The sequence below is a fragment of the Xenorhabdus ishibashii genome (assembly GCF_002632755.1).
Classification (GTDB): Bacteria; Pseudomonadota; Gammaproteobacteria; order Enterobacterales; family Enterobacteriaceae; genus Xenorhabdus; species Xenorhabdus ishibashii.
The window spans coordinates 850014-862355 of sequence record NZ_NJAK01000001.1 but is presented as its reverse complement, the minus strand read 5'-3'; the positions used below and the strand labels follow the sequence as shown (position 1 = coordinate 862355).

Genomic DNA, 12342 nt, shown 5'->3' with positions numbered 1-12342 from the left:
TTTAGATGGCTGGAATAACAAATGTCTTTATATGGGACGAAAGACGGTTGGCGTGTTCGGCACTAACCAAACTCATATGTTCTCCTGAAGATACAAGCACATTCAATTCAGGGAAAAAATCCTTATAGTACAGCTCATGTTTCGGCTGAAGTTGACGGTAGATCTCTCCCTCTGCTCCGAGAATAACTAGAGTGTCACTATCAAAGCAGCCTTCTGGCTGATACAGACAAAATAGTGATACATGATGTTGATAGAGTGCATCAGACTCACTTGTCATATGCCTGAGTGCTTCGTGGAAACTTTCACTGCTAAAGAAATCGCTCATCACTACGCCATTTTGCTCTGACGAAGATTGAGGCGACTTACTGCTTCCGAAAAACTGCTCAGGAGATGTCAATGTCCCATCGATGACAATGAGCCTAACGGACAGTCCCGCATTCTCAAAATAACGTCCCACTTCAAAAGCGATTGTTGCGCCAAAAGAGTGCCCGGCCAGAATAATTTCCCGGCTGCCTGAAAATGTCTCAATCTGATGGCAAAAATATGCCTGTAACGCTTCTATACTAGCGGATTCAACAGCATCATGTTCCGGATATTCCAGAATCCTCAGCTCGCATTCTGGTGCGAATGACTCGGCCAGATGTCGGTAAGCTGTGCTTCTTAATCCCGCTGCCGGGAAAAACCAGATCACTGGGCCAGATGAAGGAAACCAGATTTTATAAGGTGGAGACTCATCCAACCGATTTTCAGTAATGAAAGATGCCAGTTCATCAATAGTTTGATAATGTGCAATTGCGGTCCCAGGAAGCGTAAGCCCCAGCTTTTGGTTAATCCTTGCCAGGCAAACAATAGCCAGCAAGGAATGCCCTCCACACTGGAAAAAATTGTCATTAACACTCAACCGATTCAGGCCCAGTTCTTGCTGCCAGATGTCTGCAATTAGTTTTGTAAGCGTCCCGGAAGGTAAAACCTCTAGTTCATTGTTGTCTCTGTTCTCCTCCGGTACGGTCAGTCTGAGCCTGTCTGTTTTTCCGTTAGGAGAGACAGGCATCGCATCAAGCCTTACCCAAGTATCGGGGATCATATGCGCCGGAAGTATCTGTTTGAGGCAACCCGCAATTTCTGCACGGGTCGTATTTTTGCCCTTTGCTGAAACAAACCAAGCTACCAGTTTTTGTCCATTTCCATGAGCACTACATGCCTGGACACAAACCTGATCCACCAGTTCTGTAGACTGAATGGCCGACTCAATTTCACTAGGCTCAATACGGAATCCGCGCAATTTGATCTGCCCGTCGCGGCGACCCGTGAATTCTATGACACCATCAGACCGGTAGCGACCCCTGTCCCCGGTCCGGTACATACGGCCACCACCATCAAATGGATTCCGAATAAATTTTTCCTGTGTCATATCATCACGGTTCAGATAACCTAATCCGACCCCCACACCACCGATATAGATTTCCCCATCTATACCCTGAGGTACTGGGTTAAGGAAATCATCCAAGATATAAATTCGACAACCGGGTATGGGGCATCCCAGAGGGATCGTCCCTATCGGTAATGGCGAATCTGGTAAATATTCTGACCAAATAGCGATATCTGCACACTCGGTAGGACCATAAGAATTAATCAGCACTTTACCACTGTTGAGGATAGTTTCCGCGAGCGCTGGTTCGATAACCTCTCCACCCAAAACGATCTTTTTCAGTGACTGACATCGTGACGATCCGGCAAATGCTCTGTAAGCCGAAGGTGCACAGCAAAGATAATCAGGCTGGAAAGCACTTAGAGCGCGTAAAAACCCTATAGCGTCCGCAGGGCTGCTGTCAGGGATAATCACCGAGCCACCACAGCTCAATGGTCCGAAGATGTTTTTCTGCGTCAGGTCAAAACTGAATGAACTTGCTATGATAACTTTCTCACCCGGTGACATTTTGAGAGCTTCGTGAACATACCAGTAGACCAAATTTGCTATGCTTCGGTGGGTATTCAAGGCTCCTTTTGGTTCTCCGGTTGAACCAGACGTATAAATGCAATAGATAACATCATCTAGGCTTGGTTGTCCGACTGGATTGGTCTTCGGTTGATCACGGAGAATATCAATCAAATTGCACAATTCAAAGACAGGTACACCAGCATCAATTCTATTCTCGCCATAAATCCCTGATGCGATGAGTGCAACGGCTCCAGAATTCTCCAGCAAAAACTGTTTACGATCCTCTGGATAATCCGGGTCGATAGGAACATAAGTAGCTCCTGTCTTCAGTATTCCGTATATCGCAACGATAAAATCTGGGTTTCGTGGAAGACTAACAGCCACGCGCTGCCCTGCTGTTATATTTTGACTTTTCAGGTAATGAGCAAGTTGATTAGCTTTGCGATTTAATTCCTCATATCTCATCTCCCCACCTCGATAACAGAGTGCAACTGACAGTGGTTGCTCTGCTGCCTGACGTTCAAACAGGCTAAGTACACTAGTCTCTGCTCGACCGTCTTTCACGGATGGGTTCCAACAATTAAGTATCACCTCACGTTCTGCTTGGCTCATCATGTTCACAGAAGCAAGTGTGCATGAAAGGTTTCTCGTTATCTCATCCAGCAATGTGCAGTAATGTCGAAGCATGCTACTGATCGTTTCTTCGTCAAAACAACCTTTCCTGTATTCCAGAATGATTTTCAGGCTGTCATCATGCTCAGCCAAAATAAAATCAAGCTCAAAAGCCGCAACCGCGTTAGGGATGGGAACTGCTCGTACGCTTTCAGAAGTAAGTTCTCTTTCACTGACACGAGCATAGTTCACACATACCTGAAAAAATGGGTTTCTGAAGCTGGTACGTTCGGGGTGTAATTCTCTGACCAATTGATGAAAAGTGACGTTTCGGTGCATCATAGTTCTGACAAGCCTGTTACGAATCTGTCCGAGCATTGTGCTTGCTGTTGTGTCTGCTTGTGCAATAAGCCGCAACGGGAGCACATTGACAAATAGCCCCGCCACAAGAGTTGAAGCCTTATCGTTTCTGATGGAAATTGGTACCCCCAGTACAATGTCCTGGCTCTGACTGTAGCGCATCAATAAGAAGGTGCAAGCTACAGTATGAAGCATAAAAGGTGTGACAGAATAAGCTTGGCACAGCGAAGTAATACGCTCGCTGATGTCGTGAGCAATATGTTTAATAACCGTTCCAGCTTGCCGAGTATCCGTTTCGCCTCTACCAGAAAAAGGCAATAACATTTCAGAGGGGGCATCAGCTAGCATTTTTCGCCAGTATTCCATCGAGCGTTCTGAAGGAGACTCGGAAAATAGCATCTCGAGATATGTCTGTGCTGCTATATCATGTGCCTGGACCAAAGAACTTTGCTCCTTAGACCAGAGTCTGATGAAATCCTGTGAAAACACAGCGGCAGACTGACCATCAAAAATAATATGATGAATAACAAAAAGCAGAGTGGCAGCCCCCTTGGTGTGTTCGAAAAGCGTGATGCGATACAATGCGTCGTCTCTGAGGGCGAAAGGTATTGCGGTCTCCTCCTCCAAACGCAGTACAAGATACTCCTCATTGCTCTCTTTTAGCGCAACAATCCTGAGCTTGACCGGTGATGGTGTCTGCATGTACTGCCGCGGTAAACCTGATCCATCTTCAGTAATACGAGTATGAAAACAATAATGCGCATTGATGAGCGTATTTATTACAGTCTGAAGGTGTGCATGGTCTGGCCTTGTCGTAAAATCAAAACGTATGGGAACATTATGAGAGCGGCGTGAACCATACAGTTTCTCCTGATACCATATTCCTTCCTGTAGTTCAGACAATCGGTACATTTGTTTTTCTGTCACAGAGAACCTCCCAATTCAGAGACTGACAACGGGAATATCGCTACCATCTCCTGTGTAATTCACCATTCTTGCCTTACGCAGAAAATCAGCAATATCTTCATCAAGCATTAATAATTCCCCCATCCACTGCGCCTGCGACTTATATTTCACCAACGGCAAATTATGTCTGATGGCGGGGCACGATTTCCCCTCAATGATTTCAAGCTTTTCTCCGTTCAATTGAAACCAGAAAGGAAAGACACGGCAGTCGATCGGCTTGTAAGCATTCTTACTCTGCCGAGGTGACACGCAGCATCCCATATCCGCAGGCACGACTTTCATCCCCTGGTGGTAATCGTTATCGATAATATGGTAATGGCTGAAGCTGTAACCGAGCGCATTGGCACTCTCCATTTCCCCCGGCAGAAGCAAAATGTAAGAGTTGCTATAGGTGCAGCAATCCCAATTGCATCCCCCTTGTGACACTAGTAAGTATTCCATTGCGCGAGGAGCAAAAATCATACTCTAGCCCGATGCCTCTAGGTTTATATGAAAGGACTTTTCCATCATTTAAATGATGCAGGGTTTCATAGCCATCGATATGACAACAAATATCCAGCATTATCTGCCCCGTCACGCCTATACCTGAAAGCCTTGGGCCTATTTCCAGTAGATAAATTTTGCCTCTCGGAGTGATACGAAACTCAGCATGGAAAGGAGACATATCCAGTCCAGATAACGTTATGACGTCTTCGAGTATTCGCGAAAAAACGCTACCTTTTGCAGAACAAAACGGTGAGGTTATATAGGCTGTTTCATGAAAATATGGCCCAGTTAAATCAGGGTATTTCATGTGAAAAAGAAGAGAATAAATTTTACCATCTTTCACAAAACCATCAATGGCACATTCCTTTCCTTCAATATATTCCTCAATAATAATCTCTGAATGGCCGTGAAGCTTTTTGAAGAGCCTACAGGCCCGTTTAGTCTGCGCCCAGGCATGAGCAAATGATGCTGCACCACATATTTTAGTGACACCCGTGCTGTAAAATCCGTTGGAGGGTTTGATAACTACAGGGTACCCTAGCATCTCCTCAGTGCGAAGCTGGGCTGCATAGCTGTCTTTACAGTTTTCACCTGAATACCAGCGAGCAATAAATTCCGTATGACTAGGGTCTGTTGATGTTTTAAGGTCATAATTCATTCAACCCACATGGGCAACCAGACAATGATAAACGCCAGAGCCAACATACTGGCGTAATTCCGTTCAAGCTTATCGTATCTTGTTGCTATTGCACGAAAATGTTTAACCCTAGCGAACGCATTCTCCACCAAATGACGATAACGATATAAACATTTATCAATCTGTTTATCCGATTTTCGGCTATTTTTCCGGTAGGGAATAATCGGTGTTGCTCCTTGCTGTTCAATATGATTTCTGAAAGCCTGACTGTCGTACCCTTTGTCAGCTATCACAAAGTCCGAAGGGGGCGATTGTTCGACTAAACTTTCAGCATGAACAATGTCATGCACTTGTCCCCCGGACAATTCAAAATGAACAGGCAAGCCATAACTATCGACGGCCAAATGAATTTTGGTTGAACGTCCACCACAACTTTTGCCAATCGCCTCATCATCATCTGAAGCCGCTCCGGCACTGTGCTGATGAGCACGGACGATACTCCCATCAATAAACAACCATTCCCTATCAGCAAACCCAGATAACCACTTGAAAATGAGCTGTAAAACCCCTTTCTTTGACCACGCATTGAAACGTTGAAAGACACTATTCCATTTGCCGAATTCTGGCGGTAAATCGCGCCAGGGAACGCTCGTTCTCATTCGGTAAAGAATGCCTTCAACGGTCAAACGGTGTTCAGGTTTGTGATAAATCCAACCCGCATGTTGCATTAACGCAGATAGCTTATTCCATTGGAGATCTGTTAACATAGTTCGCGGCATGATGGTGAGGTCTGGTTGTTTTTTGGCGAAAGTAATTATACCAAATCATCATGCTATCTAATAATCCCTCACAAAACATCAACACGCCCTAAGAAGACGTTTAAATTTAATTTTATCTGTCAGTATCGCGATAGATTCGGGGTTACGATGAGTAAGACCAGCCGACATCTTGAGTATATCAATGGCTATCTGGCTGGCATCACTGAATGAAACAATATCATCATACCCATGAATATCATGATTGCTCATAACGGAACGTATAGCTAAATCATATCAATATGACATAATATCTAAACCTAAGATGACAAGGCATAAAATGAGATGGGTTACAGCTTAGATTTTCGAAAGAGAGTATTGGCATACAAAGACAAGCATTCGTTGACTTTTGAACAAACGAGTGCCCATTTTGAAGTCTCCATGCGCACCTTGTTCCGGTGGTGCAATCAGATAGAACCTTGCATGACCCGCAATAAACCTGCCACGAAAATCCCTGATGCAGTGCTCATGGCGGATGTCCAACACTTTCCCGATGACTATCAATGGGAAAGAGCAAAACGTTTAGGTGTCTCACAATCGGCTATTCATTATGCCTTGAAACGGCTTCGGATCACCCATAAAAAAAACGTTAAAACACCCTCGCGCTGATCTTCAGGCTCGTCAGGTATTTATCGAGCGCATCAGCGACTATGAGCGGGCTGGCAGGCCGATTGTGTATTTGGATGAAAGTGGTTTTGCTCAGTCGATGCCACGTCAACATGGCTATTCGGAAAAAGGGTTACGCTGTTTTGGTTCGCATGACTGGCACGCAAAAGGCCGTATCAACGTCATTGGTGCCATTCTCGAAAATACCTTCGTCACCTTAAGCTTGTTTACCGAGAATATTAATGCCGATGTTTTTTATGCGTGGATGACACAAGATTTGCTGCCAAAGCTTCCACACGGCACCGTGATAGTGATGGACAATGCGCCTTTCCATAAACGGAATGACACGGCACAAGCGATAGCAGACAGCAGATGTCAACTGGAATGGCTTCCCGCTTATAGTTCGGATTTGAACCCAATAGAACACAAATGGGGCGGAGCAAAAGCGATCAGGAGGCAAAAAAGATGTTCGGTTGATGAGTTGTTTACGGAGCATATTGAATATGTCAGGTTATGATGATTCCGCTATATCCATTCATTCCACACATCTGAATGAAAAGGTGGATGCTCGACAAAGTCAATAATGAACCCTTTGCTCTGGGCATAGGTGAGGTAGTGACGGGCATGTTCGCTCCGTCCGATATATAATATCTTTTTCATATTATTAACTCTTAATCAATGTGCTGCTATTTTTCCCCACAGTAATTTTGTCTGATTATTGATTTCATCAAATCGGACCAACATTCTCTCCAATATCGACACAGAAAAAGTGGCTTCATATTTTAGCGCCATTATAGAAAGTGCATGCCACGCTCGTCTGAGTGACTGTACGCTGTCGCGGGTATCCACATCAAAGTTCTCCAGTTCAAGTGAATTCTCGAGCAATTTCAGGCCAGGTAAAATGTAGAGCACTGAAATATGATCGAATATTCTCCTTGCTGCCTTTGCAGCCATTGCGTCTTTTCTGATAAGCAAGACAATATTATCTTCCTTGTATTGTTTTACCGCTTCATAATAACGAGTGTGCGATAAAAACTGCTTTGCCTGCCTGATAAGCGCGTCTTTCGTGCCCGGTTCGGGAAGGTCACCGGTGAGCCGCAGTATCCAGAAAACCCCCATGTGATCGTGTGTTTCACTACGTACTCGCTCTGATATGGCTTTCTCGAATGCATGGGCCTGCAACCAGGCGTTACAAGCCCACGGAGTGCGATCAACAATCAGTGAGTCAACCACATGAACAGCAGAGCCATCATTACGAATACCTGTAATCAGTAAAGCGTGAAGGTACCCGGTGCGCTGATTATAGACTTGTGCGTAATCAAGCCAGCGGGAGTTTACCCATACAATCACTCAGCCTTCCTGACTGAGAAGCGATGCAAGCTGTCCGCGCCAGTGACTCGTATCAATGCTCATTTTTAGTGGAGTGCCTCCATACTTGCTGGCGCCTTTCAGACCAACCTGCTCAACAGAAAACGTTATCTCTGGCATTCCCCATTCATCCACTCCAGCCTCAAACAGATATCCACCACTCTGCGCTAAAAGCTCACTTTCAGTGACCTTCTGTCCCTTTAAATCGAATAATTTTTCCATACTCCCGTAAAGCAATTAATCGATGGAGAGGGTTGGTTTCCGAGCCTATACATGTAATTACTCCTTGATGCTGTAGTTTTTCTGTGCCAACTGGTTTTCCTGGTGGCGAATAGCGTGAAATATTCTTAAGAAATACAGCGTGCCGATCAGCAATTCAAAAACAGAACCGATAATCCAGATAGTGACCAATGCATCAGGATTTTCACGATGATTGTTCGCCGTGTAATAAATAAGAGGTACACTGATAAACCACATAATGATGACACGACCCCAGAACATAAATCGGGTCATTCCAAGGCACTCCAGTACAGCAGCACCAGTCATGGAGAAAACAAATGTGAGAGAATAGGTCCACAGGACTCTTTCCGTACTGATGGCAAGATCGTAGACCTGGGTGTTGCCGTCAAACTGACCAAAGAGGCTGAGCAGTAATTCAGGAAAGCCCACCTGAACAATTGATACCGTAGCAACGTAGCACATTTCAATGCATATCGTCACCAGCAGGATCCGCTGAATATGGTGATAACGACCAGCACCAACAGCATTTCCACACAAAATACTGCACCCAATCCCCAGACCAATTATGGGAATAATAGCCATATAGTTGATGGTCAAGTTGACATTATTTGCCGCAAGAGCAACTGGCCCCATGACACCCGCAATCCAGACAAAAGCTGTATTGCCCATTTCATCAATACCGTTAGTCAACCCGGACACAGAACCCCGGCGCAAGCGGAACAGTAACAACGAAGTCAAATGCGTGACACGGCCTGACAGTATCTTACCTGTCTCCGCGTAAACTTCTCGCGGTAAAAGGCTTAGATAAATGCCTGACATGGTTATACTTGCAATCAGGGTGCCCAGAGCAGCCCCTTTCATACCCATTTCAGGCAAGCCGAAATAGCCAAAGGTCAAACCGACAGTGAAAATGACATCACAAATCTGTCCCACCAGCCCCACTACAAATGTTATACGGGTTCGGCCCGTACCATTAAACCAGGAGGCTAGAGACACATTGAATACCATGAAGGCACCAAAATAGGTGGCGATAAACAGGTACTGCGACTCAAGGGCAATACTGCCTAGCGTACGGTTACTGAGTTCTGGAATGGCTGAGATTAGCGGTGAAAGCAAAGCGAGCACCAGCCCAGCCAACACACCTGTTACCATGCCAGCGGCTCCCTCGAAGCGAGCCGCTTTCTCCCCCTCTCGCCCCCATGCTTGTGCGACAAATGCACGATATATGGCAACGGTAGAACTAAAAAAGGCAATGATTGTCATTGCCGTGAAAATAGCCGGCCCTGACGCTTCCAGTGTCTCCTCTGAATAACGGGCAAGACACATACGGTCAATGACCATCATCAGCAAATTTCCCGTCATACTACCCATCAATGGAAGCGAGACGCTGATTATTTTGCTGCAAATGCGTGCATATGAGTCTTCATTATGTTCTTTCATGCCCGCTCCTCTTCAACGCACAGAGAGGCTTCATTGATCCGTTCATAAAGTAATGTGTTATTAAATTCCGGAATTTTGCTGATGAGACTGAGTAACAGTCTTTCCATACCAAATGCCACACAGGAGGAATGCAGTTCTTCGTTAGGCGAATGGGTATGGATATTAAATTTTTCCGTAAACAAGTTACGGTGATAATTACGCGATCCGACGCTAAGTGCATTCCCAATATGGCAGGAAGTGATCACTTCCTTTTTTACACCTAATGCCCGCTGAATTTTTTGGGTCACAACGCTATTTTCACCGTAAAACACATCGTTTGCAGTCTCTTGCCTGAAATTGTCATCAATGTAGTTAAGAAAACGTAAAATACGTTCGAATATTCTGTCGCAAAAGTGAATGACATCAGTCGGCGGGCCGATGAGGATGAATTCTCGCATTGTAAAATTCACAAGCCGCCCAAGAGCATTAACATCAGGTTCAAAGCGATGACACTCACCTTTAGCGGTGTAAAGGGTAGGAGCATTTTGATGAATCTTGTTTTCCAGTGCAGCAAACGTGTGGTAGCACGTAGAGGGGCTTAGCACTAATTTGCTTCCGGGTTGTGTAGGTGGAATGTGGGGCAATGCAAACATAGGGTTGGCAGGAAGTTTGTCAAAAAAGCCGATACGATCCAATACCTCGGTTGGTAGCAGTGTGTTGCAGCTGTGCGGAATTAATACCCCTTCCATGCCCGCAAGGGATATCAACATCTTGTCCAGAAGTTGGTATGTCTCATACAGCTCACCATGAAAACGATAGCCAATCAGCCTTTCCGAACTCCCATTTAATGACAACCAATTGCGGTCGATAAGTGTATTAATCATTATTTATCACCACAGAAGCAGGAAGTACCTTCTTAATAGCCTCTGTCAGTGCATCCAGAGAATCAAACTGCAGAAGTTCATCACCCAGATCATCAAGGAAAACGCCCATTCTTTCTTCCAGCGTAACTATAAACCGCATATACGCCAGTGAGTCATGAATAATATCTCCAACTGATAACGCCAGATCAGTTTTATCTTCAGGTATCATTTCTTTCAGAATACTGGCGATTGTCTGTTTCAGCGTTTGCATACTATAAATCCTTGCAGATAAAGTTTATCTAATGAGGTATTCATGAACGTCTCAAGTGCAGTACGAGGATCAAGAATCAGAGGCTGCCCTTTCACATTGAAAGAGGTATTTACGACGCATCCATAACCGGTCTTTTTACTCACTTCTTGAAGGAGGCGGTAGAAAACTGGGTTGAAACGCCCACTAACAACTTGCGTACGCGCTGTCCCGTCTGTATGTATAACTCCGCTGACTGCACCAACCATGCCTTCTCTGACGTTTGTGGTGCTGAGCATGTAATAATATGGGGTAAGATGTTTGACATCGAAAATCTGCTCTAAGCATTCATCGGTGACTGCTGGTGCAAAGGGTCTGAATCCTTCCCGAAATTTCACTGTCCGGTTAATACGTTCTTTGATGTTTTTTCCTGATGGCAGCGCGAGAATTGATCGGTTGCCCAGGGCACGAGGGCCAAACTCCATTCGTCCATTAAACCATGCGATGATTAGGTCATCCTTTATGGCTTGAGCTGCCGACTCGAAATACTGGTTGCTCAACCCTGTATGGGAAACACTGAGGTCTTTATACTTTAGTTCTTTCAGAATGGCGGTAATATCTTCATCGGTATATGACGGGCCAAGATAGGGTGAAAATAGCCGTTCTCCCTTATAGTCATATTTCAGGCAGGCAAGTGCAGCTCCTAGTGCGCTACCATCATCACCGGATGCAGGCTGAATAAACATATCGCTAACCGCTGGCAGCGTCGAAATCTGCTGGTTCACCCGGCAATTGAGAAAAACCCCACCGGCAAGACAAAGATGCGTATGACCGGTTTTACTGAGCCACCAGCTTGTAAGATGACAAAATATTTCAGCAAAGCGCTTTTGCAATGCAGCTGCAAAATCAGTGTGGCTGTTGCTGAGTTCATCAGATGACGTGCATGGTGTCAGCCCTGTCGATGTCTGCAGCCAGGCCATTGCATGAGGATACCCTTCTGCCGCTGATTTCAGTGCTCCCTGCGGCCAGCGGATAACAATCTGCCCGTTGTTATCATCGAAACAGATAAATTTTTCAAAAAACGCACTATACTTTTCAGGATTACCATAGGCAGCAAGGCCCATGACTTTATATTCATCACTGTTAAACATGAACCCCAGAAAGCGCGTACAAATTGAATAACAGATCCCCGGAGAAGACGATATAGATTGCGAACTCAGACGCTCAAGCTTATCATCATGGCAGTTGAAAATACTGACGGACTCAGTTTCCCCCATACCATCAGCAACGATGCACAATGCTGAGTTAAAACCCGATGGGAAAAAGGCAGATGCAGCATGAGCCAGATGGTGGTCAACCGGCCGAAAGCGCTTTTTGACAGATGTCCATCCATCTTGTTCCAACATACTGATAACTGTTTCTGAGCGATATACCGCATCAAACATGGTTTTGTCTGCGGGGGAGATAAAAAAACGACGGTAGGCATTATAATTAAATCCATGAGCGATAATATCGACCTCATCCTTTGTTACCCCAGCGCTTTGCAAACAATAGGCAATCGCTTCTTGGGGGAATTGGCCTGTGCCTTTAATTCCAGTAAATCGCTCCTCCGCTGCAGCAGCAATAATCTTGCCATCTACAACGATGCAAGCTGCACTATCTAGCCCCTGACAAATACGGGTATCAAGAGGATTGATGTTCGGATAGCTATCGGTAAGCCATTTCTGAGCTTGTGGTAATCCACTTAATCCAAGAACAATCATATTTTTTCCTTAATTCACATT

At 45.2% G+C, this 12342-nt stretch carries 13 protein-coding genes; 2 read left to right on the top strand and 11 right to left on the bottom strand.

All coding sequences use genetic code 11. The annotated features are described in order from the left end of the window. Position 1: 1 nt before the first annotated feature. Genes Xish_RS04025 through Xish_RS04010 form a run of 4 tightly spaced genes read right to left on the bottom strand, consistent with a single transcriptional unit; the run spans position 2 to position 5779 of the window. Entirely contained in the window at positions 2–3838 is a 3837-nt protein-coding gene (locus tag Xish_RS04025) for a non-ribosomal peptide synthetase (protein WP_141553938.1), read from the bottom strand. Between the two features lie 15 nt (positions 3839–3853). Next, positions 3854–4231 carry a YkgJ family cysteine cluster protein gene (locus Xish_RS04020; protein ID WP_099116825.1) on the bottom strand — a complete coding sequence of 126 codons (378 nt, stop codon included), beginning with the start codon at positions 4229–4231 and terminating at the stop codon, positions 3854–3856. A gap of 31 nt (positions 4232–4262) precedes the next feature. Continuing rightward, positions 4263–5021, bottom strand: coding sequence for an ATP-grasp domain-containing protein (locus tag Xish_RS04015; protein WP_099116824.1), 759 nt, complete (start codon positions 5019–5021; stop codon positions 4263–4265). Further along, entirely contained in the window at positions 5018–5779 is a 762-nt protein-coding gene (locus tag Xish_RS04010; protein ID WP_099116347.1) for an IS5 family transposase, read from the bottom strand. Before Xish_RS04010 ends, Xish_RS04015 begins: the two co-directional genes overlap by 4 nt. Positions 5780–6100: 321 nt before the next feature. Between Xish_RS04010 and Xish_RS04005 the strand changes: the two genes are divergently transcribed. Together Xish_RS04005 and Xish_RS04000 are read left to right on the top strand one after the other, a co-directional pair. Continuing rightward, the gene (locus tag Xish_RS04005; RefSeq protein WP_099116405.1) at positions 6101–6424 is read left to right on the top strand and encodes an IS630 transposase-related protein; all 324 of its coding nucleotides are present in this window, start codon (positions 6101–6103) and stop codon (positions 6422–6424) included. Continuing rightward, a complete protein-coding gene (locus Xish_RS04000; protein WP_341865763.1) occupies positions 6393–6938 on the top strand; it encodes an IS630 family transposase in 546 nt (181 codons plus the stop codon). The genes Xish_RS04005 and Xish_RS04000 overlap by 32 nt, the downstream gene beginning before the upstream one ends. An 8-nt stretch (positions 6939–6946) precedes the next feature. Here the strand turns inward: Xish_RS04000 and Xish_RS19110 are convergent, their stop codons facing one another. Genes Xish_RS19110 through Xish_RS03970 form a run of 7 tightly spaced genes read right to left on the bottom strand, consistent with a single transcriptional unit; the run spans position 6947 to position 12321 of the window. Then, positions 6947–7081, bottom strand: a complete 135-nt coding sequence (locus tag Xish_RS19110) for a hypothetical protein (protein ID WP_279625595.1) — start codon at positions 7079–7081, stop codon at positions 6947–6949. Positions 7082–7096: 15 nt separating this feature from the next. Next, a complete protein-coding gene (locus tag Xish_RS03995) occupies positions 7097–7771 on the bottom strand; it encodes a hypothetical protein (RefSeq protein WP_099116823.1) in 675 nt (224 codons plus the stop codon). Further along, complete coding sequence (locus Xish_RS03990; protein WP_099116822.1) at positions 7772–8011, bottom strand: hypothetical protein; 240 nt, start codon at positions 8009–8011, stop codon at positions 7772–7774. 57 nt (positions 8012–8068) lie between these two features. Further along, positions 8069–9469 (bottom strand): MATE family efflux transporter, encoded by a 1401-nt coding sequence (locus tag Xish_RS03985; protein WP_099116821.1) that lies wholly within the window; start codon positions 9467–9469, stop codon positions 8069–8071. Further along, the gene (locus Xish_RS03980; protein WP_099116820.1) at positions 9466–10332 is read right to left on the bottom strand and encodes a class-II aminoacyl-tRNA synthetase family protein; all 867 of its coding nucleotides are present in this window, start codon (positions 10330–10332) and stop codon (positions 9466–9468) included. Before Xish_RS03980 ends, Xish_RS03985 begins: the two co-directional genes overlap by 4 nt. Then, on the bottom strand, positions 10325–10582 hold the full coding sequence (locus Xish_RS03975; RefSeq protein ID WP_099116819.1) for a hypothetical protein: 258 nt from the start codon (positions 10580–10582) through the stop codon (positions 10325–10327). Before Xish_RS03975 ends, Xish_RS03980 begins: the two co-directional genes overlap by 8 nt. Next, the gene (locus Xish_RS03970) at positions 10570–12321 is read right to left on the bottom strand and encodes a carbamoyltransferase family protein (protein ID WP_099116818.1); all 1752 of its coding nucleotides are present in this window, start codon (positions 12319–12321) and stop codon (positions 10570–10572) included. Before Xish_RS03970 ends, Xish_RS03975 begins: the two co-directional genes overlap by 13 nt. Positions 12322–12342 lie beyond the last annotated feature (21 nt).

Bases quoted from the DNA above. Each gene is read 5' to 3' on its own strand.
- Xish_RS03970 (WP_099116818.1), bottom strand. From the start codon at position 12,321: ATGATTGTTCTTGGATTAAGTGGATTACCACAAGCTCAGAAATGGCTT.
- Xish_RS03990 (WP_099116822.1), bottom strand. From the start codon at position 8,011: ATGGAAAAATTATTCGATTTAAAGGGACAGAAGGTCACTGAAAGTGAG.
- Xish_RS03980 (WP_099116820.1), bottom strand. From the start codon at position 10,332: ATGATTAATACACTTATCGACCGCAATTGGTTGTCATTAAATGGGAGT.
- Xish_RS19110 (WP_279625595.1), bottom strand. From the start codon at position 7,081: ATGAAAAAGATATTATATATCGGACGGAGCGAACATGCCCGTCACTAC.
- Xish_RS03975 (WP_099116819.1), bottom strand. From the start codon at position 10,582: ATGCAAACGCTGAAACAGACAATCGCCAGTATTCTGAAAGAAATGATA.
- Xish_RS04010 (WP_099116347.1), bottom strand. From the start codon at position 5,779: ATGCCGCGAACTATGTTAACAGATCTCCAATGGAATAAGCTATCTGCG.
- Xish_RS04005 (WP_099116405.1), top strand. From the start codon at position 6,101: ATGGGTTACAGCTTAGATTTTCGAAAGAGAGTATTGGCATACAAAGAC.
- Xish_RS03985 (WP_099116821.1), bottom strand. From the start codon at position 9,469: ATGAAAGAACATAATGAAGACTCATATGCACGCATTTGCAGCAAAATA.
- Xish_RS04015 (WP_099116824.1), bottom strand. From the start codon at position 5,021: ATGAATTATGACCTTAAAACATCAACAGACCCTAGTCATACGGAATTT.
- Xish_RS04020 (WP_099116825.1), bottom strand. From the start codon at position 4,231: ATGGAGAGTGCCAATGCGCTCGGTTACAGCTTCAGCCATTACCATATT.